19 protein-coding genes are annotated in these 23,812 nt (G+C 64.1%); 9 read left to right on the forward strand and 10 right to left on the reverse strand.

Annotated elements, in window-relative coordinates; all coding sequences use genetic code 11:
• Positions 1-69 precede the first annotated feature (69 nt).
• From G4Y73_RS09325 to G4Y73_RS09335, 3 genes are all read left to right on the forward strand, one after another.
• The gene (locus G4Y73_RS09325) at positions 70-1,311 is read left to right on the forward strand and encodes a hypothetical protein (RefSeq protein ID WP_164231362.1); all 1,242 of its coding nucleotides are present in this window, start codon (positions 70-72) and stop codon (positions 1,309-1,311) included.
• Positions 1,312-1,377: 66 nt separating this feature from the next.
• Positions 1,378-1,824: a hypothetical protein gene (locus tag G4Y73_RS09330; RefSeq protein ID WP_164231363.1), complete on the forward strand. Its 447-nt coding sequence runs from the start codon at positions 1,378-1,380 to the stop codon at positions 1,822-1,824.
• Between the two features lie 169 nt (positions 1,825-1,993).
• Entirely contained in the window at positions 1,994-4,747 is a 2,754-nt protein-coding gene (locus tag G4Y73_RS09335; RefSeq protein WP_164231364.1) for an alpha/beta fold hydrolase, read from the forward strand.
• Positions 4,748-5,488: 741 nt separating this feature from the next.
• On the opposite strand, the gene G4Y73_RS09340 is transcribed toward G4Y73_RS09335, so the two are convergent.
• Complete coding sequence (locus tag G4Y73_RS09340) at positions 5,489-5,980, reverse strand: macro domain-containing protein (protein ID WP_205596584.1); 492 nt, start codon at positions 5,978-5,980, stop codon at positions 5,489-5,491.
• A gap of 52 nt (positions 5,981-6,032) precedes the next feature.
• On the opposite strand from G4Y73_RS09340, the gene mutM reads away from it, so the two are divergent.
• The 5 genes from mutM to G4Y73_RS09365 all read left to right on the forward strand — a co-directional run bounded on the left by mutM (position 6,033) and on the right by G4Y73_RS09365 (position 11,133).
• A complete protein-coding gene (mutM, locus tag G4Y73_RS09345) occupies positions 6,033-6,845 on the forward strand; it encodes a bifunctional DNA-formamidopyrimidine glycosylase/DNA-(apurinic or apyrimidinic site) lyase (RefSeq protein WP_164231366.1) in 813 nt (270 codons plus the stop codon).
• A gap of 44 nt (positions 6,846-6,889) precedes the next feature.
• Positions 6,890-8,968 (forward strand): protein-disulfide reductase DsbD domain-containing protein, encoded by a 2,079-nt coding sequence (locus G4Y73_RS09350; protein WP_164231367.1) that lies wholly within the window; start codon positions 6,890-6,892, stop codon positions 8,966-8,968.
• 33 nt (positions 8,969-9,001) lie between these two features.
• Entirely contained in the window at positions 9,002-9,613 is a 612-nt protein-coding gene (locus G4Y73_RS09355) for a thioredoxin family protein (RefSeq protein WP_164231368.1), read from the forward strand.
• Between the two features lie 82 nt (positions 9,614-9,695).
• Positions 9,696-9,902, forward strand: coding sequence for a DUF3185 family protein (locus G4Y73_RS09360; RefSeq protein WP_164231369.1), 207 nt, complete (start codon positions 9,696-9,698; stop codon positions 9,900-9,902).
• Positions 9,903-9,996: 94 nt separating this feature from the next.
• Entirely contained in the window at positions 9,997-11,133 is a 1,137-nt protein-coding gene (locus G4Y73_RS09365; RefSeq protein WP_164231370.1) for an aminotransferase class I/II-fold pyridoxal phosphate-dependent enzyme, read from the forward strand.
• A gap of 183 nt (positions 11,134-11,316) precedes the next feature.
• Here the strand turns inward: G4Y73_RS09365 and G4Y73_RS09370 are convergent, their stop codons facing one another.
• From G4Y73_RS09370 to G4Y73_RS09390, 5 genes are all read right to left on the reverse strand, one after another.
• The gene (locus G4Y73_RS09370) at positions 11,317-12,918 is read right to left on the reverse strand and encodes an amidase (RefSeq protein WP_205596585.1); all 1,602 of its coding nucleotides are present in this window, start codon (positions 12,916-12,918) and stop codon (positions 11,317-11,319) included.
• Positions 12,918-14,957: a S9 family peptidase gene (locus G4Y73_RS09375; RefSeq protein WP_164231371.1), complete on the reverse strand. Its 2,040-nt coding sequence runs from the start codon at positions 14,955-14,957 to the stop codon at positions 12,918-12,920. Before G4Y73_RS09375 ends, G4Y73_RS09370 begins: the two co-directional genes overlap by 1 nt.
• A 183-nt stretch (positions 14,958-15,140) precedes the next feature.
• Entirely contained in the window at positions 15,141-15,635 is a 495-nt protein-coding gene (locus G4Y73_RS09380; RefSeq protein WP_164231372.1) for a DUF3299 domain-containing protein, read from the reverse strand.
• A 62-nt stretch (positions 15,636-15,697) separates the two neighbouring features.
• Positions 15,698-16,963 (reverse strand): ABC transporter permease, encoded by a 1,266-nt coding sequence (locus G4Y73_RS09385; protein WP_164231373.1) that lies wholly within the window; start codon positions 16,961-16,963, stop codon positions 15,698-15,700.
• Complete coding sequence (locus tag G4Y73_RS09390; protein WP_164231374.1) at positions 16,960-17,649, reverse strand: ABC transporter ATP-binding protein; 690 nt, start codon at positions 17,647-17,649, stop codon at positions 16,960-16,962. The genes G4Y73_RS09385 and G4Y73_RS09390 overlap by 4 nt, the downstream gene beginning before the upstream one ends.
• A gap of 245 nt (positions 17,650-17,894) precedes the next feature.
• Between G4Y73_RS09390 and G4Y73_RS09395 the strand changes: the two genes are divergently transcribed.
• Positions 17,895-19,256: a sodium-dependent transporter gene (locus G4Y73_RS09395; protein ID WP_164231375.1), complete on the forward strand. Its 1,362-nt coding sequence runs from the start codon at positions 17,895-17,897 to the stop codon at positions 19,254-19,256.
• Positions 19,257-19,263: 7 nt separating this feature from the next.
• Here G4Y73_RS09395 and G4Y73_RS09400 read toward each other — a convergent pair whose 3' ends face one another.
• From G4Y73_RS09400 to G4Y73_RS09415, 4 genes are read right to left on the reverse strand one after another with little or no spacing between them, the layout of a single operon-like run.
• The gene (locus G4Y73_RS09400; RefSeq protein WP_164231376.1) at positions 19,264-20,169 is read right to left on the reverse strand and encodes a ribose-phosphate diphosphokinase; all 906 of its coding nucleotides are present in this window, start codon (positions 20,167-20,169) and stop codon (positions 19,264-19,266) included.
• Positions 20,166-21,692 carry a thymidine phosphorylase family protein gene (locus G4Y73_RS09405; RefSeq protein ID WP_164231377.1) on the reverse strand — a complete coding sequence of 509 codons (1,527 nt, stop codon included), beginning with the start codon at positions 21,690-21,692 and terminating at the stop codon, positions 20,166-20,168. The genes G4Y73_RS09400 and G4Y73_RS09405 overlap by 4 nt, the downstream gene beginning before the upstream one ends.
• Entirely contained in the window at positions 21,689-23,062 is a 1,374-nt protein-coding gene (locus G4Y73_RS09410; protein ID WP_164231378.1) for an MBL fold metallo-hydrolase, read from the reverse strand. The genes G4Y73_RS09405 and G4Y73_RS09410 overlap by 4 nt, the downstream gene beginning before the upstream one ends.
• Positions 23,046-23,801 carry a glutamine amidotransferase gene (locus G4Y73_RS09415; protein ID WP_164231379.1) on the reverse strand — a complete coding sequence of 252 codons (756 nt, stop codon included), beginning with the start codon at positions 23,799-23,801 and terminating at the stop codon, positions 23,046-23,048. The genes G4Y73_RS09410 and G4Y73_RS09415 overlap by 17 nt, the downstream gene beginning before the upstream one ends.
• Between the last annotated feature and the right edge of the window lie 11 nt (positions 23,802-23,812).

The following is a 23,812-nucleotide window of genomic DNA, read 5'->3' on the forward strand; positions in this document are numbered from 1 at the left end:
TGCGGTGAGTTTTCGAATGTGGCGGTTCCTGCTATGTTGGCCGGGTAAGCACGCTACCCGGGCATGAGAATGAGCGAAGCAACCAGCAATCGAAACATCGGCAGCGTTTTGCTCGAACTGGGCCGGATCACCGAGGCAGACATCGAGCGCGCGCTGGAGCACCAGCGCCTGCAGGGTGGCTATTTCGGCCAGGCGCTGGTGGATCTGGGCATCGTCGAGCAGGAGGATCTCGATTTCAGCCTGGCCGCCCAGGCCAGCCTGCCCTACGTCGTGCCGCAGCCCGACGAAATTCATCCGGACGTGGCCGGACGGGTGCCGCCCACCTGGGCCGAGCGCCACAACGCCATTCCGGTCGAACTCGACGACGGCTGGTTGACGCTGGTCGTCGACTCCCCGCTCAAGGCCGGGCTGGCCGACGATCTCGCCCGGCGCACCGGATTGTCGGTCAAACTCGCCTTGTGCTCCGGCCCGCTGCTGCGCGAAGCCATTCGCCGCGTCTACAAACTCGAGCCGGTGCGCCGCCGTTCCGAACAGATCCTCTCGATCGAGGGCTTCTGGACGCTGGCAACCTCGCCGAGTGCGCCGCGCTGGGGCCTGACTGTTCGCCATAACCAGGTCACCGGCTGGATCGATCGCGAAGGCCGGATCGAGCGCCACTGGCTGGTGCACAACTGGCTCGGGTTTCTCGACCGCCTGTTGTCACCGCCGCCGTCGCAGATCCTGCCGGCGCACGGCCGCCGCCAGTGGCGGGCCAGCGTCCGCCCCGACCAGTCACCAGCGGCGATCACGGTGACCAGCCTGTCGGGACCCGGCGGCCACGACCTGCTGTTCGAACCGGCCCGTGAGAAGGCCCAGACCCTGGTCGAGCTGCCGGCAGCCTCCATCCTGGCCGCCCTGCGCGAGAAAACGGCCCAGGGTCGGGCCGTGATCGGCGTGCGCAGCCCGAATGCCGGCGCGGCGCGCAATCTCATTACCCGGCTGCCGAGACTGCTGCTCAAGCCGGGCCATCACTCCGTGTGCCTGTTTCGCGAGGGTGCGCATGCCATCAGCGACGATTTGCTGGTGGTCAACCTGCCCGAAGATGCCGCCGAGGATTCGATGTTCGACTTCCTCAAGAAGCTGAGGCTCGATGCCGTCGGCCTGGAAATCCGGGCCGAAGACGTAGCGATCCGGGAACGGGCCCTGAAACTTGCACCGCTGACCCTCCTGGCCCTCGACGGGTCGGATAAAGATCGCGCGGTCCCGGGCGTGGACTGCCTGCTGGTCAGTGACAGCGAGGAGCAGCCGCGCTGGACGCTCGAGCCGGCCTGACCCGCAGCTTGCGATTCTGGCACCCCATTGCCATCATGGCGCCTGCGCTATTTTGGGAGACCCGACATGAAGTCACCGCTTGCCCTCACCCTGGCTTTCAGCCTGGCCATCGTTCTGCCCCTGGCCCACGCAGGAGATGAACCCGACATGATCGGCACGATGGGCGACATGCAGCGGTTCATGCACAAGCTCGGCCTGTCGGTGGCGGCGAAGAACCCCGAACTGGTCGATTTCTACGCCCATGAACTCGAAGAGTCGATCGAGGCCGCTGAATCGATCGACCAGTATCACGATATCCGGGTCGGCGAGCTGACCAAAGCCATGCTGGCACCCGCCTTCGAGGCTTTCGAGCAGGCCGTCGAGGCACGGGAGCACGAACGCGTCGGCGAACGCTACGACGGCCTGATCGAGGCCTGCAACGCCTGCCATCAGGCCACCGGTTACGATTTCATACAGATCCGTTCGAACGACAGCAATCCCTACATGCAGTCGTTCGAGCCGGATGAGGACTGAACGAGGTTCGTCGACGCAGTCATTGCCTTCGAACCCGTCCGGGGTGCCGGCAAAGTCGCGCGCCAGCGAACAAGTCGTGACCAATGGGCTATTGGCGGGCCGACCCCCCGGGTATAGGGTGAATGTCCCCCAATGGTTCGCATGATCCCCAAGGCTTAAGGAGCATCACATGATCAAGCCCCGTCTGCTGGTCCACGGTCTGGCCGGTGTGGTCGCGCTCGTGGCGCTGACCGCCACCGCCGCCGAAACCACCAAGCCCCTCGCTTATCTCGATGAGTTGCCGCCACTGCTCGATCGCCAGTTGTTCTTCGGCGACCCCGAGATTTCCGGCGCGCAGATCTCGCCCGACGGCAAGTTCGTGACCTTCATGCGGCCCTATGAGGGCGTGCGCAACATCTGGATCAAGGGCATCGACGAGGATTTCGACAACGCCCGGCCCCTGACCGACGACGAGCGCCCGGTACCCGGTTACTTCTGGAGCCGTGACAGCGAGTACGTGCTCTATGCCCAGGACAAGGGCGGCGACGAAAACTTCCACGCCTGGGCGGTGGACGCGGACGCCGAGCCGGCCGAAGACAGCGCCGTGCCGCCAGCACGCAACCTGACCGACCTGGACGGTGTACGCGCCCAGATCTACTCGGTCCCCAAGTCGACGCCAGGCCAGATCATCGTCGGCCTCAATGACCGTGATCCGGCCCTGCACGACGTGTACCGCGTCGATATCGAGTCGGGCGAGCGCGAGCTGCTGATCGAGAACAACCAGAACATCGCCGGCTGGGTCGTGGGCCTGGAAGGCAACGTCCGCCTGGCGGTTCGTCAGACCGAGGATGGCGGCACGGAGACTCTGCGCGTAAGCGACGGCGAGGTGGGAGAGACGCTCTACACCTGCTCCTGGCAGGAAACCTGCGGCCCGAACCGTTTCCACTCGGACAACAAGCGCGTCTGGTTCCAGACCAACAAGGGCGAGGACAATGACCTCGTCGGTCTCTACCTGATGGACGCGGAAACCGGGGAAATGGAATTCGTAGAGCGCGACCCCGAGGGCGAAGTCGACTTCAGCGGCGCCATTTACTCCAACGCCACCGACGAACTGCTCGCCACGGCCTACGTCGGCGACAAGCCACGCATTTATCCCAAGGACGAAAGGTTCGAACAGGCGCTGGCCTTCCTGCGCGAGCAGTTGCCCGAAGGAGAAATCGGCCTGCGATCGCTGACCGCCGACGACTCGCTGGCACTTGTCAGCCTCTCGCGCGACGTCGATCCGGGTACCGTCTACCTGTTCAACTGGGAAGAGATGGAAGTCAGCGAGCTTTACCGTTCGCGCCCGGAGCTGCCGGTCGAGCACATGGCCGAAATGCAGCCGATCCGCTATGAAGCCCGCGACGGTCTGGAGATTCCCGCCTACCTGACCACCCCCAAGGGCGTAGAAGGCGACAATCTGGCCCTGGTGGCACTGATCCACGGCGGCCCCTGGGCACGCGATACCTGGGGCTACAACTCCCTGGCGCAGTTCCTGGCCAACCGCGGCTATGCCGTGTTGCAACCCAACTTCCGCGGTTCGACCGGCTACGGCAAAGCCTTCCTCAACGCCGGCAACAACGAGTGGGGCGATGCCATGCAAGACGACATCACCGATGGCGTCAGGCACCTCGTCGACAAAGGCCTGGTCGACCCCGAGCGGGTATGCATCATGGGCGGGTCCTACGGCGGCTACGCCACCCTTGCCGGCATGACCTTCACCCCCGAGTTGTACACCTGCGGCGTCGACATCGTCGGCCCGTCCAACCTGATCACGCTGATCAACTCGATCCCGCCCTACTGGGGCCCGATCCGAAAGATATTCGACCTGCGCATGGGTGATGCCAGCACCGAAGAGGGGCGTGAGCAGCTCGAGCGCCAGTCGCCGCTCAACCACGTCGACAAGATCGCCGCACCGCTACTGGTCATTCAGGGCGCCAACGACCCGCGCGTCAAGCAGGCTGAAGCCGACCAGATCGTGGTCGCCATGCGCGAGGCCGGCTTGCCGGTGGAATACATCGTCGCGCCCGACGAGGGGCACGGCTTCCGCGGCCGCACCAACCGTCTGGCGATGATGGCGCGCATCGAAGATTTTCTGGCCACCCATCTGGGCGGCCGCGAGCAGGAAAGCAGGGAAGACGAAGTCGCCACGCGACTCGCCGAGATCACGGTCGATGTCGACAGCGTCGAGCTGCCGGAACAAGCCGATGAACTCGACGCGGCGCGCACCCTCCCACTGCCGACGCCCGACCCCGACGCCATCGCCCTGGGCACGCTCGAGTACGTGACCGAACTGAATGTCCAGGGCAACGCCATTCGCATGGAGACGACGCGTACGCTTGCAAAAGCCGAGCAGGAAGCCGGCCCGGTAATCGAAATCGTCTCGAACGCCACTTCGCCGATGGGCGAGGCCAGCGACCGGATGGTGATCGACGCGCGCACGCTCAGGCCGATCAGCCGCACACTCTCGCAGGGCCCGGCAACGATCGAGGTCGAGTACAGCGATCGGGAAGTCACCGGCCGAATCAGCGCCGGCCAGGAGATCCCGATCAACATCGAACTCGACGCGCCAGTCTACGGCAGTGATTCCGCGCTCGAAGCGGCCATCATGGGTCTGCCTCTGGAAGCAGGCTATCGCACCCCGATCCGCGTCGCCGAAGTCGGCATGCAGCAGCGGGTGCGCTACTTCGTCCTGGAAGTGACCGGGCGCGAGACCGTCGAAGTCCCGGCCGGAGAATACGAGGCCTGGAAGGTGAGTCTCGAGGCGCTGGATGGCGAAGGCGGCGACATGACCCTGTGGGTCACCACCGAGACCCCTCGCAAGGTCTTGCGCGTGCAGGGCGAACTGCCGGCCCAGATGGGTGGTGGTGAATACAACACGGAGTTGACCGGCGTCGGGGAGTGACGCGAGGCGCGTCCCTGTACTCTGAGAAAGGCCCGGCACCGCCGGGCCTTTTCTTTTTTGGCGCAGGGGCGCCAGGGTGCCCGCGTCGCGGGCTGATTGCGGGGGTTCATCATGGTCACTGCCACAGGGTTGGCTAATGCCACGGGTCGCCGTGGTGGCCTCGACACTTCAAAGGCGGTTCCGCCCGCCTGCTTCGCAGGCTGATGGCGGGTAACTTTTTTCCCGCGCGAAAAAAGTCACCAAAAAACGCGCTTAAAAGCAGGCGGTTACGCCTCGAAAACCTCGCCGCGGAGCGGCTTCACGGACTGTGACTGGGGCATTGCTCTGGCCCGGCTGAGGAACATGCTGGCTCACGATTACGCTTGGCGCGGCCCGCATCTGGCACTACGACTTCGAATGGCGTTCCACCCCGACCGCTGTCCCATCCTCAACCGAAGCCAGCCCCGATCGAGGCCGTGCAATCTGCGTGCGGGCTACGCCCAGGCCTTATCGAAGACACCATGTTTCACGACCGAGCCATCGCGAAGGCAAAAGCGGTATCTCCGTTAAGCCCGGGAGATATCTGGTCCTGCGGAACACCCGCGTCTTCTAAGAGCGTTTTTGGTGACTTTTGTCGCGACTGACAAAAGTTACTCGCCCAAAGAGCTTGCGAAGCAAGCCGGGCGAAACCGCCTTTGACTTGTCGAAGCCGCCAGCCGCGGCGGCAGCAACGCACATCCTAGCGGCAGCCAGGAGTGACCATCACTCCGCCAATCGCTGAAAAACTTCAAGCGCCCGCTGATCAAACAAAACAAAACGAACGAGCAAGTCGGAGGGCGCGTGCGCACTCACCGTCTCAAATGCAATCCGCGCCGCCTCTTCCAGCGGATAACCGAAGGCCCCGGCCGACAGCGCCGGAAACCCGATCGACTTGATGTCGTTTTCCTCGGCCAGGCGTAAGGCATTGCGGTAGCCGTCGGCCAACAGGCGGGCGGCCGGCTCATCAAGTCCATAGCGCGGGCCGAGGACGTGAATGACCCAGCGGTTGGGCAGGTCGAAGGCTTCGGTGATGACCGCCTCGCCGGGATGAATCGGCGCCATCGGCCGACAGGCCTCGGCCAGCTGCGGGCCGGCGGCGCTGTGCAAGGCGCCGGCCACGCCGCCGCCGGGCATCAATTGCGCGTTGGCAGCGTTGACCACGGCATCCAGATCGGGCTGGTTCGCGATATTGCCCCGGACGAGTTCGATCGACATGTCGAACCTCCTTCGCAAACAGTTGTGAGCCTGCTGCCATCATAATAGGCCCATGCCCGAGTTGCCGGAAGTCGAGACCACACGCCGCGGCCTGAGTCCCTTGGTCGAGGGGCGACAGATCGCCCAGGTGGCGATCCGGCAGCGCCGGTTGCGCTGGCCCGTTCCTGCCGAGGTCAACGCCATCACCGGGCAGACGATCACGGCGCTGGAACGGCGCGCCAAGTGGCTGATCTGGCGACTGGAGTCCGGTTCGTTGTTGTGGCACCTGGGCATGTCGGGCTCGTTTCGCGGCTGGGAAGATCCGCCCGCGCCGGGTGCGCACGATCATGTCGACCTGCAGATCGAAGGAGGCCACTTGATCCGCTTTACCGATCCGCGCCGTTTCGGCGCCCTGTTGTGGGGCGGGGAGGATCCGCTCGAGCATCCGCGCCTGGCCACGCTGGGTCCCGAACCACTCGGCGATGAATTCGACGGCGAGCGGCTGTGGCGTCTCAGCCGTGGCCGCAAGGCGTCCGTCAAGCTGTTCATCATGGACGCCAAGACGGTCGTCGGCGTGGGCAACATCTATGCCTCCGAGGCCCTGTACGCCGCCGGCATCCACCCGCGCCGGCCGGCGGGACGGATCAGCCTGGCGCGCTACCAGCTTCTGGCCGGCACCATCCGTCGCACCCTGGCTGACGCGATCGAACTGGGCGGCACCTCGCTCAGGGACTTCACCGTGGGCGACGGTACGCCCGGCTATTTCGGCCAATCATTGAATGTCTACGGGCGCGAAGGTGATTCCTGCCCCGGCTGCGGCGAGCCCGTTCGGCGGGAAGTGGTCGGCCAGCGCAGCACTTTTTTCTGTCCACGTTGTCAGCGATAAGGAGTCCACATCCGGTCCACCCTTCGATGGCATCATCGCCGGTCATGAACAACCACTGCATTTCCCGCCCGTTGAGCGTCCTGCTGCTGTTGGCGCTTTCCGCCGTGGCCTGGGCCCAACCGGGGCCGGTGCAGCAACCGCATATCGAGGTCGAGCTGGTCAGCGAGGTCACGCACGTCCAGCCCGGCGAGCCGTTCCGGGTCGGCCTGCGCATGCTGCCCGATGCACACTGGCATACCTACTGGAAGAACCCCGGCGACTCGGGACTCGCGACCGAGATGGAATGGACGCTGCCGGGGGGCGCTCGCGCCTCTGGCATTCACTGGCCCTATCCCGAACGCGTACCCCTGGGCCACCTGGTCAATTACGGCTACAGCGGGGAACACCTCCTGCCGGTCACCATCACTCCACCGCCATCGCTCGAAGCGGGAGGTGAATTCCCCGTCTCCCTGGCCGCGGAATGGCTGGTGTGCGAGGAAATCTGCATTCCCGGCGAAGCCGAACTGTCGATGACCCTGCCGGTTCGCGCCGAGCCACCCGATCCGAACGATGCCGTCGCCGAGCTTTTCGCCTGGGCCGACCAGCGCCGACCCGAGATCGTGGACTGGCCGGCACGCTTCGATACCAGCGGCGGGCAGCTTGCGATTCAGGTGGCGTCCGGAGCGCTGCCGGCGTCGGACGATTGGGCGGTTTTTGTCGGCGCCGAGAACATGGTGGACCACGCCCAGCCGGCGGAAACGGCCCAGGCGGAGGGCGTACTGCAGGCCGGCCAGCCCTTGTCGCCCTACCTGGCCGAGGTGCCGGAATCCATGCCGGTGGTGTTCGTCGATCAGCAATCCGGCCGGGCCTTCGAGGTGAGCGCCGAGGCCGATTCACTGCAGAGCACTGGCGCGGCCGTGTCGTCCGGTACCGAACCGCCAATCGGCTTGAGCCTGGCGCTGCTGCTGGCATTGGCCGGCGGCGTGCTGCTCAACCTGATGCCCTGCGTGTTCCCGGTTCTTTCGATCAAGGCGATGAGTTTCGTGGCCGGTGCCGGGCACGATCAGCGCGCCCATGGACTGGCCTACACCGCCGGCGTGGTACTGAGCTTTGCCGTGCTCGCCGGCGCGCTACTGGCTCTGCGCGCCGGCGGCGAGGCCATCGGCTGGGGCTTCCAGCTGCAGTCGCCCTGGGTGGTTGGCGTGCTCGTCTACGTACTGTTCGCTCTGGGCCTGTCGCTGTCGGGCGTTTTCAGTTTCGGCAACCGCCTGATGGGTGCCGGGCAGGAATTGACCGAGCGCTCGGGCGTTTCCGGATCTTTCTTTACCGGCGTTCTGGCCTGCATCGTGGCCAGCCCCTGCACCGCACCGTTCATGGGAGCCGCATTGGGTGCGGCCGTGTTGATGCCCTGGCCCCTGGCCATGACCGTCTTTCTCGCGCTCGGCTTCGGTCTGGCCCTGCCGATGCTGGTGCTGAGTTTCTCGCCAGGCCTGGCGAGAAGGCTGCCGAAACCTGGCCCCTGGATGGAAACCTTCAAGCAATTGATGGCCTTCCCGCTCTACCTGGCCGTAGTCTGGCTGCTGTGGGTGTTGGGCCGACAGGTCGGTGCCAATGGCCTGGCTGCCGTGCTCACCGGACTGGTTGTACTGGCCTTCGTGCTCTGGCTCGGCGGTCGGCGCGCCGGCTCGACCACCATGGCCAGCATCCGCCACACAGCCGTTGCACTCGGCCTGGTGGCCTCAGTGGCGGCCCTGGGCGCCGGTGTTCGCCTGCAGGAATCGCCCGAGACTGTGGAGAACGCCTGGTGGGAGGATTATTCGCCGGAACGGCTGGCCGAACTGCGCAACGATCCCGAGCGCGCGGTGCTGGTCAACATGACCGCCGACTGGTGCGTGACTTGCCTGGTCAACGAGGGCGTGGCGCTAAGCACCGATGCCGTACGCCAGGCACTCGAGACGAACGATGTGGTCTACATGAAGGGCGACTGGACCCGGCGCAACGAGACCATCACCGACTATCTGTCAGAATTCGATCGCAACGGCGTGCCGCTTTACGTGCTGTACCCGCACGACGGCGGGGAGCCCAGGGTGTTGCCGCAGGTGCTGAGCCCCGGCCTGGTCATCAACGCCATCGAAGCGCTATGAAATCTACTTTTCCACCAATCAGGAGAAAGTTACATGTTCCATCGAAGCATCCAGTTGTTCACCGCAGCCCTGGTGCTGCTGGCCTCCGCCGCGGTCGTCGCCGCACCGCAGATCGGCGAGCCTGCTCCTGACTTCAGCGTGGTCGACACCCAGGGCAACGTGCACTCGCTGTCGGACTATGCGGGCGAGAAGGTGATACTCGAGTGGACCAACCATGAATGCCCCTTCGTGGCCAAGCACTACGGGGCCGGCAACATGCAGGAGCAGCAGCGTATTGCGCGCGACGAGCACGACGTGGTCTGGCTGAGCGTTATCTCATCGAAGCCCGGCTCCCAGGGCCACGTCAGCCCCGAAAAGGCCGACCAGCTGACCGAATCGCGCGATGCCTATCCCGACGCCGTTCTGATCGACGAGTCCGGCGACATGGGCCGCGCCTACGACGCCCGCGTGACGCCGCATATGTACATCATCGACGAAGACGGCATCCTGCGCTACATGGGCGGCATCGACTCCATTCCCAGCGCCGACCAGGACGATATCCCCGATGCCACGCAGTACGTGGTGGTCGCGCTCGAGGAACTGGCGGCCGGCGAGGAAGTTTCGCAGACAACCACGCGTCCGTACGGCTGTACCGTCAAGTACTGACGTTGCCGAGGATTGCCGCGCACTGTACAGCGAGGCACTGCGGGACTATGCTCAGAGCCTCCAGGATCACAGGGAGTAACCCATGAGCACGAATCGGATCATTGGCATCGTCCTCATCATCATCGGCGGCGGACTGTTGTTCTTCGGCCTGCAGGCCACCGGCTCGTTCACGGAAGAAATGCACGAGACCTTCACCGGCCGCTTTACCGACGAGACCACCTGGTATCTGCTCGGTGGCGGTGCGGCGCTGGTCGTCGGTCTCATCATGGCCCTGCGCGGCGGGAAGTAAGCAGCACTCGAGGGTACGGTGCTTAAGCACCGTACCCCAGCCCGTTCGTTTCCTCCCCTGGCTATAGTGCCGGCAACCCCAGTCGTTCGACACCATGACCCGCACATCCTCGATTGACACCGCCTGCGTCCATGCCGGCGAGCAGCATGGCGATAGCCGCTTCGGGCTCAATACCCCGATCGTGACCAGCACCGCCTTCGACTATCGCCAGGAAGGCGTGCGCTACCCGCGTTACGTCAACGCGCTCAACCACGAGGTCGCCGCCGGCAAGATCGCGGCACTCGAGGGAGCCGAGGCCGCCCGCGTCACCGCCTCAGGCATGGGCGCGATCAGCGCCGTGTTCCTGAGCCTGATCCAGCCTGGCGACCATGCCGTGATTCTCGACGGGCTCTACGGCGGCACGACCGACCTCATCGAAGGCCTGCTCGAGCCGATGGGCATGCGATTCACTACGTGGAACGGCGAGCCGGATGCGCTGGCCGGCCTGTTCGAAGAACACACGCGGCTACTGATGGTCGAGTCTCCCACCAACCCGTTGCTGTCGATCGTCGACCTGGCTTGGACGGCTTCGATCGCACGCGAACGCGGCGTCGTGAGTTTTATCGACAACACCTTTGCCACACCGATCCTGCAGCGCCCGATCGAACACGGTTTCGACCTGGTGATGCACTCGGCCACCAAGTATCTGGGCGGCCATTCGGACCTTCTCTGCGGCGCCCTCGCCGGCTCGTGCGAACTGATCGACCGGATCCACCCCAACATCGTTCGCCTGGGCGCCACGCTCAACGGCCAGGACCTGGCTGTGCTGGAGCGCTCGATCAAGACCCTGGCCGTGCGGGTAGAGCGGGCCTCGGAGAATGCGGCCGAACTGGCCGGTCGACTGGACCGTGATTCCCGCATCAAGGAAGTGCGCTATCCCGGCCTGGCCGGGCATCCGGGTCACGAAGTTGCCGCCCGGCAGATGAGCCGCTTCGGCGGCATGCTCAGCTTCAGCCTGGACGATTCAATCGACCCGGACGGCTTTCTCGATCGGCTCGAACTGATTCGCCCGGCTGTCAGCCTGGGCGGGGTGGAATCGACCGTATCGCAGCCATCGAAGACCAGTCATGCCAAGCTCACAGCCGAAAAGCGCGAGGCGCTCGGCATCGATGATCGTCTGATGCGATTGTCGGTGGGCATCGAAGGGGTGGACGATCTCTGGGCCGACCTCGATCGAGCGCTGAGGCATTAGCCTGCAAAATCAACTAACCACGGAAGTCACGGAAAACACGGAAATTGAAAAGAATTTGGTGTGGACTCCCGACCACATGCGGCCCGTCTTGAACATCAAAGTCTGGAGTCTACTCTCACCATTTTTCAGTAGGTCTTTCTCCGTGCCCTTCCGTGTTTTCCGTGGTTCCATAGGGTTTCTGCATCACAACTCCGGCGGCACGCGATGCCTGCTGGCCTGCTCATAGGCATAAGCCAGGCCTAGCAACGTCGGCTCACTCCAGGCCGAAGCGAAGAACGACAAGCCCACGGGCAGCCCCTCGATCCGACCCATCGGCACGGTGATGATCGGATAGCCGGCTCGCGCCGAGGGCGAGGAACTGGCCAGCTGGAAATTGTCGCCGAGTATCAAGTCGGTCAGCCAGGCGGGCGAACCGGTGGGTGCGATGATGGCGTCCAGTTCGTGTTCGGCCAGCACCCGATCGATACCCTTCTCGCGACTTTGCTGCAGCATGCGTGACAGGGCGTCGAGGTATTCCTCGCTTTCGATATCGTCGCGCTCGGCGGCCTCGAATAAGATGGAGCGATTGAAGCGTGCGGTGGCTTCCGGGTCCTTGCGGACGGCCTCGACCAGGGCCTTGTAGGTTTCGAAGGGGGCGCGCTCGCCCAGGGCGGCGAGATAGGCATCCATGCCGTGATGGAACTCGTGGAGCAACACGTTGAAGGCATCGCCGTCGATGCTTTCCTCGACGATGGTTTCGATTTCGATGATCTCCGCACCTGCCGCTTCAAGGGCTTCGACGGCCTGGCGCGTCAAGGCCTCGACCCGGTGATTCTGCTCCGTCGGGCCCGTCCACAAGCCGAGGCGCTTGCCCTTCAATGCATCGACGTCCAGAAACCGTGTGTAATCGTCATGGCGCTGCACTTCATCGCCCAAGGTCTTGTCGTCGGCCGCATCCTCGGCCGCCAGCGCACCGAGCAGCAGCGCCGCATCGCGTACCGTGCGCGTCATCGGACCCGCGCTGTCGGTGGTGTGAGAAATCGGAATAATGCCGCTGCGGCTCCACAGTCCGACCGTGGGCTTGAGTCCGACGATGCCGTTGGCATTCGATGGGCAGACGATGGAGCCATTGGTCTCGGTGCCAATCGTGAGAGTCGCCAGGCTGGCCGCAGCCGCCACACCCGAGCCCGAACTCGAACCACAGGGATTGCGCCGGGTGTCGTACGGGTTGTTCACCTGACCACCGAGCCGACTCCAGCCGCTCGACGAAGTGCTGGAGTGAAAATTGGCCCACTCGCTCAGGTTGGTCTTGCCCAGGACGATGGCGCCGGCTTCGTGCAGTCGTTCGACGATGAAGGCGTCCTTCGGCGGAATGACACCCTCGAGCCAGATGCTGCCGGCGGTGGTCGGCATGTCCGCGGTGTTGATATTGTCCTTGATCAGCACCGGAATCCCGTGCAACGGTCCACGCACCTTCCCCTCAGCCCGTTCGCGATCAAGCTCGACGGCGCGCTCCAGTGCCTTTTCGTTCACGTAACGAACCGCGTTCAACTTCGGCCCCGATCGATCGAGCGCCTCGATGCGTTCGAGGTAGGCGGCGGTAACTTCCTGCGCCGTGAAATCTCCCCGCTCGTAACCCGCCTGGATGGCGGCCACATCCAGTTCAGCCACGTCGACCGCTGCCATGGCCGACCATGGCAGCAGCGCGATCAGCATCAACAAGGAACCACGGAACACACGTATGAGCACGCAAGCATTCTGCTGTTCCGTGAGTTCCGTGCCTTCCGTGGTTGCAATGGTGTTCATCACTTACCGCCCGGTTCGGCAAAGTCCGCGAACCACTTGCGTACCTCGTCGTACCAGTACAACGAGTTGTTGGGCTTGAGTACCCAGTGGTTCTCATCGGGGAAGTAGATCAGGCGCGACTCGATATCCTTGCTCTGCAGGGTTCGGAACAGCTCGAAAGCCTGACCGACCGGAACGCGCAAGTCCTGCTGGCCGTGAATGATCAGCGCCGGCGTATCGAAGTGCTCGGCGTAGTAGTGCGGCGAGATTTCCTGATAGATCTCCGGCATCTCCCAGAAGTTGCCGAAACGCGACGCGTGCACGGCAAAGTCGGCGGCCATCTGCGAATACATGTTGTAGACCGGCGCGTGAATCATCAGGGCATTGAAGGGATGGTCCTTGCCGAGCAGGATCGACGACAGGTAGCCACCGTAACTGCCACCACCGGCCACCATCCGATCTTCGTCGATCCAGTCCTGATCCTCGAACCAGTCCGCCGCGGCGATGGTGTCCTCGTAGGGCGCGGTAATCCAGTCCGGATTGATGAAATCGACGAAGTCCTGGCCGAAGCCCGAGGACCCGTGGAAGTTGTGCCAGGCGGTGACGTAGCCCCAGGAGGCGAAGGTCTGGGCATTCCAGCGGAAGTGGAAGGTATCGTTGATCGAACCGTGCGGGCCACCGTGAATGAGCAGGAACAGCGGATACTCCTTGCTCTCGTCGAAGCCCGGCGGATAGTTGACCCACATCTGGATCTCGGCACCGTCGTGACCGGTGTAGGTCACCGACTCATAGCTACCCGTGTCGACCTCGGCCAGCAGTTCCTCGTTGATCCGGCTCAAGCGACTCGACTCGCCGCTGTCGGTGTCGATGCGGACCAGGCGCGGCGGGTAGAGATAGCTCTGGTTGGTGCCGACCAGGGTACCGTCCTCGGCAATCGCCAGGTCGCCGTAGCTGGTTTGTTCCGTGACGGGCCGGGGCTGGCGTCCCTGCGTACCGATGAAGAACACGCGCACCGTGCCCTCGTCCTCGATCGAGCCGTAGAAGCCGCTGGCATCCGGCGCCCAGACCAGGCCCGAAGCCGAGCGATCCCAGCTTTCGGTGATGTTGCGCTGCGCCATCGAGTCGAGATCGACCAGCACGATGTCTTGCGTATCGCCGTAGAAGCCAACGATATCCTGCTGCAGATAGGCCAGGGTTTCGCCATCGGGGCTGAACATCGGCGTGGAGTCACCGGCCTCGTTGTTTTCGGTCAGGTTGCTTGCTTCCCCGGCACCGATCTCGGCCAGGAACACGTCGTAGTCCGGCTTGATGCCGTCACGCTTGCGATCGGCGACGAAGGCGATATGCGATTCGTCCGGATGCACGTCGTAGCTGCCAGCGCCGGCGCCCGATCGCGAAAGCTGCCAGCCCAGCGGCTGGGTCAACGGCTCGATATCACCACCGTCGGCGGGGATGCGGAAAAGATGGTTTTGGCGCTCCTCGTCGATCCAGCGGTCCCAGGACGAGTACGGCAGGGCGTTCCACTGGTGAGCGGACACCTTCGATTCCTTCTCTTCCTTCAGCTTTTCTTCCATCTCCTTCCAGCCCAGATCCGGCCAGACACTAGAGACGAAATAGATGTGATTACCGACCCACTTGAGGCTGCCGGCTCCTGTGGGTACTTCGCTCAGGCGCTGGGCTTCGCCGGGGCCGTCCATCCGAAGCACGTAGATCTGCCCGGCTTCGTCTTCGCCACGCTTGGCGACGAACGCCAGGCGGTCACCATCGGGAGAGAAAACCGGGCTGGAGGCGTCCTGGCCCTCGACGGTCAGCGGTCGCTCGAGCGAACCGTCGGCGGCGAACAGCCACAGCCGGGTCTCGCCCTTGTCTTCCTCGACGTCGTAATCGGTGACCGGCGCGACCACCCAGTCGCCCTCCGGCGAGATCACCGGCGAACCAATGCGGTCGAGCTCCCACAGCACTTCAGCCGACAGAACCTTGCGTTCGTCATCGCCGTTGTCGCGCTGGGCAAGGGCCAGGGTGGGGAGGAGGAGCAGTAGGGTGAGAAGCAGTCTATTCATTGTGTTGCCCTCGTTCTTGTCGTGGTGCTGTTTGGGTTCACGCCAAGGCGCTAAGGCGCCAAGGACGCGAAGGAAAATCGAATAACTAGTTTGAAGAAGGGATTGTGTCATCAATCTTTCCAACTCTTCTTGGCGTCCTTGGCGTCTTTGCGCCTTGGCGTGAGGCCATACCACCACCAACAGCTATCCGGAGTATGGCTTCAAGGCTTCGACTGCCATGGTGTAGGCGGAGTCGGCGGTTTCGTTGGAGACTTCCTCGATGTTGAGCGTGCCTTCCATGTAGAAGGCATCCCAGATATTGACCATTTCGATGGGTTCTTTGAGACGGCCGTAGATGATCTGATTGGCCGGCGGCGGCGGGACGTGGATGCAGGCGCCGAAGTAGGGCACCAGGAAGAAAGTCTCGAGCCGGCCTTCGCCGTCGGTCTCGATCGGCACCACGAAGCCGGGAATCCGGATCCGCTTCCCGTCGAGTTCGCCCACGGTTTCCCAGGACTGAAACTCTTCGGCCGAGGCATAACCGGAATGATCGACATTCTCGGAGGCATCTTCCCAGGCCGTCCGTTCTTCATCGGGCATCAGGTCCATCCACTCGACCTCACGCACGTCGTTGGCCGATATCGTACCGGCCAGGAGCAGGCCAATAACCGCTCCGACCTTGATGAGCTTGTGCTTCATGAAGTTCCCGTTGCTTGATTCGAGTTCACTGATACAAGGGACAGCCGGTCCGGCCGCAGGGTTCAAAGCCGGACCTGCATGCCGTCGGCCAGGGTGCGGCGATAAGCCATGATCGCCGGAACGAGGGCCACCAGCAAGCCGGCCACGAAAATACCGCCCAGTACCGCCCATTGCCAGGGCTCGGGCAGGGTCACGCCCACCGCCAGGCCGAATACGTCGAGCAGCCAGGGGCCCAGCGCGACGATTGCTGCCGCGGCCAGGCCGATGCCCAGCAGCAGGCCGGCGGCCACGATCAGGCCGGCCTCGAACACGAGCAGGGCGGCAATCTGCCAGGCGCGCGCGCCGTTTGCGCGCAGGATGGCCATCTCGCGCCGGCGCTCGTTGAGCGTGGTCAGCAAGACGGTGACCATGCCGAGCAGGCCGGTGATGACCACCAGCACGGCGACAGCGCGCAGCACCAGCTCGGCCACGCCGGTCAGACGCCACAACTGCTGCAGCGTGATGCCGGGCATCACCGCCGATATGGCTTCGGCTTCGTATTCGTTGAGATCGCGCTGCAAGCCGAACACCGCCGCGGGCGTCGTCAGGCCGACCAGCACGGCGGAAATCTCATCGGGCATGTGCTCGTGCGCCTGTTCGCGCGCCTGTTCGGCATCCAGACCCGAGCCGGGTCGATGAACGCCCGATTCCCAGCCGACGTGGATCACCCCGTAGGCGTTGACCGGAATGTAGAGGTTGCGGTCGACCGGCGTGCCGGTCGGCTCGAGCACCCCGCGAACGGTAAACGGGTGGTCATCGTGCTCGTGCAGGCTGACATTACCGCCGCCGTGCGCCAGGTGCAGCTCGTCGCCGACCGAGTAGCCGAAGCGCCGCGCCACCTGGTGACCGATGACCACGTCGAACAGATCCCGAAAAGTTTCGCCGGCGGCCAGTTCGAGCGACTGGCGATCGGCGTAGCGGTAGTGTTCGAAGAAATCCTGCGTCGTCCCGATAACCCGCTCGCCACGATGGCTGTCGCCGATCAGCAGCGGGATCGTCCACTCGACCATACGCTGGTCTTCGATGTGCTCGAGCGTGTCGTGGGAAATATTGTTGCCCGGCGTGCCGATGCCGAAAACCGTATTGAGCAACAGCTGCACGGGTGCGGTCCGTGCTCCGACGATCAAGTCGGTTCCGGAGACCGAGCGGTAGAAGCCTTCGCGCACATCCTGGCGCAGTTGCTCGACCATCACCAGCAGCGCGATCGACAGGGCGATGGTAAAGATCGTGAGCACTACCGTCACGCGGCGGTTGAGCAGGGAGTGCCAGGCCAGGCGCAACAGGGTCATGCCGGCATGTCCGCTCGGTTGATCTCGGCCAGGTCCAGAACGCGGTCGAAGCGCGCAGCCAGATCGCGATCGTGACTGACGAACAACAGGGCGCTGCCGGCTTCCTCGGTCCGGGCAAACAACAGGGCCAGAAAGCGATCGCGCCGGTCGGCGTCCAGTGCCGACGTCGGTTCATCGGCCAGGATCAGTTCGGGTTGGCCGATCAGGGCGCGGGCCGCGGCCACCCGTTGTTGCTGGCCGACGCTGAGCTGGTCGGCGCGGCGATGCCACAGCGAGGCCTCCAGCCCCATGCCTTCGAGCAGCCGGGCGGCCTCTCTTTCCACAGCGCCAGCGCGGTGGGCACGCGCTTTCGAGAAGCGGCAGGGCAACGTGACGTTTGAGATCACGTCCAGCCAGGGCAACAGGTTGAACTGCTGGAAAATCACACCGAGATGGTCAGCCCGGAACCGATCCCGACCGCCGCGCGACAGGGCCGACAGGTCCTGGCCACACAATTCGATTCGTCCGGCCTGCGCAATCACCAGCGCCCCGATTGCCGCCAGCAGGGTCGACTTGCCCGACCCGCTGGGGCCGTGCAGAAACACTTTCTCCCGCGGTGCGATCGAAAACCGTTCGATATCCAGTACCGCCTCGTCCTGGCCGGGCCAGGCGAAATGCAGGTCTTCGATGACGAGAACGGGATTCATGAGCCCTCATTCTGCCGCATGATGCTCCTGGTTTGGTGATCGCCTTGAAGGCTGTAGGTGGACGCGGCCGGGGGCAGGCGGGGCGCTCGTACGACTTGTCCTTCGGCGCGAGATCACGCCTCCGAGCAAGCGGACAGTAAATCCTTCGATCCAAGACGCCAGTTCCTCCAGGTTTGCACCCAAAAGGACCTTGGCGCACAATTGCCCGCTTGTGAGGACAACGAAATCTTCGGGGACCTGAACCAATGAAAACCACTTCCATTCACGGCATGTGGTCGTCACGGCTGGCCTTCATCCTGGCCGCCACCGGCTCGGCTGTCGGCCTGGGCAATATCTGGCGCTTTCCGTATGTGACCTCCGACAACGGCGGCGGTGCCTTCGTCCTGATCTACCTGGCCTGTATCGCCGTGGTCGGCTTGCCGGTGATGTTCTCGGAGATCGTCATCGGCCGCCGCGGTCGCATGAGCCCGATCAACTCGCTCAAGGAGTTGTCCGATGACGCCGGCGCCAGCCGAGCCTGGACCGGCATCGGCTGGATGGGCATCATCGCCGGCTTTCTGGTGCTGTCGTTCTATTCGGTCGTGGCCGGCTGGACCCTGCACTACGGATTCCTTTATCTCAAGCAGCTTTTCGGTGGCGCGGCCATTTCCAATCCCCAGGCGACCTTCGAAGGCCTGCTGGGCAATCCGGCCGAACTGACCATGTGGCACGCGATCTTCATGGGCATGACCCTCGGCGTCGTGGCCTTCGGCGTGGAGCGTGGTCTGGAGCGCGCGGTCAGTATCCTCATGCCGGTCCTGCTGGCTTTGTTGCTGATCCTGCTCGGCTACGGGATGAGCACTGGTCATTTCATCGAGGCGGTCGGCTTCCTGTTCAGCCCCGACTGGTCGCAGGTCTCGGGGTCCATGATCGTGACCGCCATGGGTCAGGCTTTCTTTACCCTCAGCCTGGGCATGTGCGCGATCATGACCTACGGTGCCTACCTGCCTGCCGGGGTCAGCATTCCGCGCGTGGGTATCACGGTGGCCGCCGCCGACACGGTTGTGGCCCTGGTCGCCGGTCTGGCGATTTTCCCGGTCGTGCTCTCCTTCGGTATTGACCCGGCCGGCGGTGGCCCGGGACTGATCTTTACTTCCCTGCCGCTGGCCTTCAACGAGATGCCCTTCGGCACGCTCTACGGCATGATGTTCTTCCTGCTGCTGTCGGTGGCTGCCTGGACCAGTTCGATTTCCCTGCTCGAGCCCGGTACGGCCTACCTGGTCGAGCGCACCAACCTCGGGCGCAAGGCAGCCGCCCTGGTCGTCGGCCTGCTGGCCTGGCTGGCCGGCATGGCGTCGGTGTTCTCCTTCAATGTCTGGTCGCACGTGTCGATCGGCGGGCGCGACATCATGAGCGCCATCGAGCACACCGCCAACAACATCATGATGCCGCTCGGCGGCATGCTGATCGCGGTCTTCGCCGGCTGGGTGCTTTCGAGCAAGATCACCCACGAAGAACTCGACAAGAAGATGCCCGACTGGGCCTTTACCGCCTGGTTGTGGCTGGTGCGCGTGGTCACGCCGGCGCTGATTCTGGTCGTTTTGGCGAGCCTCTTGGGCCTGATCTAACGCCAAGCTAGCGACGGATGAAGTCGTCTTTGATCGCCCCGCCCAGCAGCGGGGCGATGTCGATGGCCGCTTCCGGCGCAGCGACGGTATTGGTACAGACCACCCGCTCAATCTCGGCAGCAGCCAGCGCTGTCCGTGCCTCGTCCGCAAACAGACCGTGAACGCCCACGGCGACCGGACGGCGAAGCCCCGCTTCCACGATCCGGCTGGCAGCCTCGATCAGTGTCGTTCCCGATGAGATGATGTCATCGACCAGCACCGGAGTCCGGTGACTCAAACCGCTCAAATCCGGATCGGTCAGGGACACGTCTCGATCACCGCGGCGCACCTTGGAGAATACGCGCCAGGGCAGGTCGCGATGGCCGGCGACGGCCGAAACCCACTGCTCGCTTTCCCCGTCCGGGCCGATCAGCACCGGATCGGGCACCTGATCGGCGATCCAGTCGGCCAGGGCCGGCGCGGCGCCAACCACCTGCGAAGGTATCGAATAGATCTCGTCGAGGCCGGCATAGCGGTGCAGGTGCGGATCGACCGTCACCAGCCAGTCGAAGTGTGCCGAAAGCCAGCAGGCGAATGTTCGCGAGGTCAGCGCCTCGCCCGGCTTGAAACGCTGATCCTGGCGCATGTAGGGCAAGTAGGGGCAGACCAGGCCGACACGGGCGGCGCCAAGGTCACGGGCCAGATCGGCGGCGAACAGCAGCGCCGGCACACGCTCGTCGGGCCGGTCCAGGCGGGCGACCAACAGCAAGTCGGCGCCGTCGACCGTGTCGTGAAAGCGCAAATAGCTTTCGCCGTCGGGGAAGCGCCGGTGTTCGAGTTCGACCCGGCCGAGCCCGAGGTGATTGGCCAGCGACGCGGCCAGCTCGCCGGCACCCGGCAAGCTGGCAATAGCGATCTTCGACCCGGCACTCATTTTTTCTCCGCATCGATTTGAATGATGCCGTTGGTCGCGGCAAACTCGCGCGCATAGTTGAGCTCGCCGCGTGACTCGGCGTGAATGCAGTAAAGCGCCTGACCCTTTTCGACCCGATCGCCGAGGCGGACATGCAGGGCCAGGCCGGCCGCCGGTGCGCCGGGCGCACCCGCCAGTTTGGCGACCTGGGCCAGGCGCCGGTTATCGAAGCGGGTGACGACACCGGAACCGGCCGCAATCATGTCTTCCCGATATGTGGCTTCCGGCGGCGTGAGCCAGGCGCCCTGGGCCCGGCAAATGGCCTCGAACTTGCGCCGCGCCCGGCCGTCGGCAAGCGCCGCCTCCGCGCTTGCCGCACCCTGACCCGCTTCGACCGCGCCGGCCAGTTCAAGCAAGGCGCCGGCCAGGAGCACGGCGCGATCGCGCAGGTCGTGCGGCTGATCCGGCGCATTGTCGAGCACCGCCATGACATCGCGTGCTTCCAGGGCCGGCCCCATTCCACGACCAATCGGCTGGCTGCCGTCGGTGACCATCACTTTCACGACCATGCCGAAGCGTTTGGCGATGCGCTCGATGCGGGCTGACAGCTGCTCGGCATCGTGACGGGAACGTACCTTTGCGGTCTCGCCGATGGGGACATCGAGCACCAGGTGGGTGGACCCGGCCGCCACCTTCTTCGACAACACGGAGGCGACCATCTGGCCTTCCGCGTCGATATCCATCAAACGCTCGACTCGGATCAATGTGTCGTCGACCGGGCTGAGTCGCATGGCGCCACCCCAGGCCATGCAGCCGCCGTGCTCTTCGACCACGGCTCGAAGCGTTTCGATGTCGAGGTCAACGCGGGTCATGGTCTCGACTGTGTCGGCGGTTCCGGCCGGGGAGGTAATCGCCCGCGAGGAAGTCTTGGGCATCCACAGTCCGTGCTCGGCCACGATGGCGACCACCAGCGGCGTGGTGCGATTGCCGGGCAGGCCGCCGACGCAGTGCTTGTCGACAATGATCTCGCGCGACCATTCCAGACGTTCGCCGGCGGCGACCATCGCGGCAATCATGTCGCTGAGCTCGTCGTCATCGGGGTCGCGGGCGACCATGCTGGTCAGGAACATGGCCAGGTGCACGTCGGCATAACGCCCGGCGGCGATGTCATTGATGGCCGCATGCATCTGAGCCCGATCCAGCCGTTTTCCATACATGCGACCGCGAACGGCGCTGAGCGAAACGATCGGCTGCGGGTGATTGATGTGAATCGGATCGCCCTCGGCAACCTCCAGATGCTTCCAGGCGGATTCCGATAGTCCGATTTCGTACGGGTCAAGCAGCCCCGAGTCGACCTGATAAAGGGTGGCGATGATGGATCGGCGACCGTTCTTGAGCCGTACCCGGGTATGGGCGGAAAAACCTTCCGAGCGGCAGACCGGACAGTCCCGGTGTGTGATCACCACCAGCTGATCATGCGTGTCCAGCCCCAGACGACGAGCCAGGAGGTTATTGCCCTCGGGCGCGTCCGATGGGTGGCTCATGCCAATTCGTGTTCCGATCCATCGTCGGGCACTTCGCAGTCCCACCCGAGTTCTTCCTGGATGCGCAGGCGCATCGCGTCGGCAGCATCGGGTTCTCCGTGAACGATGAAGGTCTTCCGCGGCGGTCGTCGAAAGCCTGCAAGCCAGCGCATGATCTCGTCGGCATCGGCGTGGGCCGAAAGCATGTCGAGATTCTCGACCCGGGCACGCACCGGCCAGTACTGGCCGTGGATCTTCACGGACTCTTCGCCCGCGACCATTTTCGCACCCCGCGTACCGCCGGCCTGGTAGCCGGCAAACAACACGGTGTTGCGAGCATCCGGCACATAGGCCTTGAGGTGGTGAATGACCCGTCCGCCGGTGGCCATGCCGCTACCGGCGATGATGATCTTCGGATGCGGGTTGCGATCCAGCGCTTTCGAACCTTCCACGTCTTGCACGTACTCGGGCAGGGCACAAGCCGCCTCGGCCTCGTCCACGCTGAGGCGATGATCATCGGGATGGTCGGCAAACACCTGCGTCGCATTGATCGCAAGCGGACTGTCGAGGTAGACGGGGATCGTCGGGATGCTGCCCGAGCGGATCAGGCGATTGAGGTGATGCAGCAACAGCTGCGTGCGCCCGACGGCGAAGGCCGGGATGATCACAGTGCCACCGCGGCCTACGGTGTCGTTGACGACCCGGGCTATTTCGGCCTCGGGGTCTTCGTGGTTGCGACTTCGGTTGCCGTAGGTGGATTCAACGACCAGGTAGTCGGCTTCGGCAACGGGCTCGGGCTCGGGCATGGTGGCGCTGCTGTAGTTGCCCAGGTCGCCGCTGAAGACGATGCGCGTACCGTCGAGGTCGATCTGCGCAGTCGCCGCGCCCGGAATGTGGCCGGCATGACGGAACAGCAATGACAGGTGGTCCGTGCGCCAGGGTTCGTGGAATCGAACCGCCCGGAAATACTTGAGCGAGGCCTCGGCTTCAGCCTTGGTGTACAGGGGTCTGGCCGGCCGGTGTTTTGTCCAGCCGCCGCGGTTGGCGTCCTCGGCATCCTTTTCCTGGATGAAGCCGCTATCAGGCAGCAGGTAGCGACACAGATCCCGCGTGGCCGGTGTTGCCAGGATCTTGCCGGCAAAGCCTTCCCGGCAAAGCACCGGCAGCCATCCGGAATGATCGATGTGCGCGTGGGTGAGAATCACGTGCTTGATCTGCGAGGGTTTGATCGGCAGGGACCGCCAGTTGCGCTCACGCAGGTTCTTGTAGCCCTGGAACAGACCGCAATCGATCAGGTAATGCGAGCGCTTGCAGCGCAGCAAAAACTTGGAGCCGGTAACGGTACCGGCGGCGCCGAGAAAGCGAAGGGTCTTGTCAGCGGCTTTCACCATGGTCCTGGTCTCCGGTGGCTCCACAAAGGTCGGCGAATCGCCGCAGCAGTCGGATTCCCGACGAAGTCTCCTCTACGGCATCGACGATGGCACGGCTGTCAATGCCTTCGCCTTCGAGGAGTTCGGCACGTGCCTGGACATAGCATCGCATGATCGCCGCGTCGAATTCGGGATGAAACTGCACGCCCCAGCTGCGATGGCCGAAGCGAAGCGCATGATGGGGATCACCCTCGGTGCGGCCAAGTCCACATGCCGTCGAAGGTGGTTCAAGTACGACTTCCAGGTGCGTGACGTGAACGGCTGCATAAGGCGAAAGAACCGAAAGCAGGTCATCCCCGGGGTCTTCGACATCGAAGCGTCGCGTGCCCATGCGCCGGCCATCCGGATTGGGCCCGACCCGACCGCCCAGGGCGTGGGCGATCAACTGATGGCCGTAACACACCCCGAGCACCGGTAGCCGGTCCTTGGTGATGACCGCGCGCAACCACTCTCCCGTGCGCTCCGACCAGTCGTGCCGGTGGGAGACCATCGCGGGTGAGCCGGTTACGATCACACCGGCGTATTCCTCGAGTTGATCCGGTTCGGGCAGGGTGGGATTCTCGCAGACCGTACGCGTGTCAATGTCGTAACGTTCCCGATCCAGCGCGCGGTGAAACCAGTGCTCGAAGTCACCGAATCGCTCGCGCGCCTCGGCCACGGCCGAGCCGGTCTTGACGATCAACATGCGCGGCAGACTCATGGTCCGCATGT

Origin of the sequence: Wenzhouxiangella sp. XN201 (assembly GCF_011008905.1) — a bacterium.
Lineage (GTDB): Bacteria > Pseudomonadota > Gammaproteobacteria > Xanthomonadales > Wenzhouxiangellaceae > Wenzhouxiangella.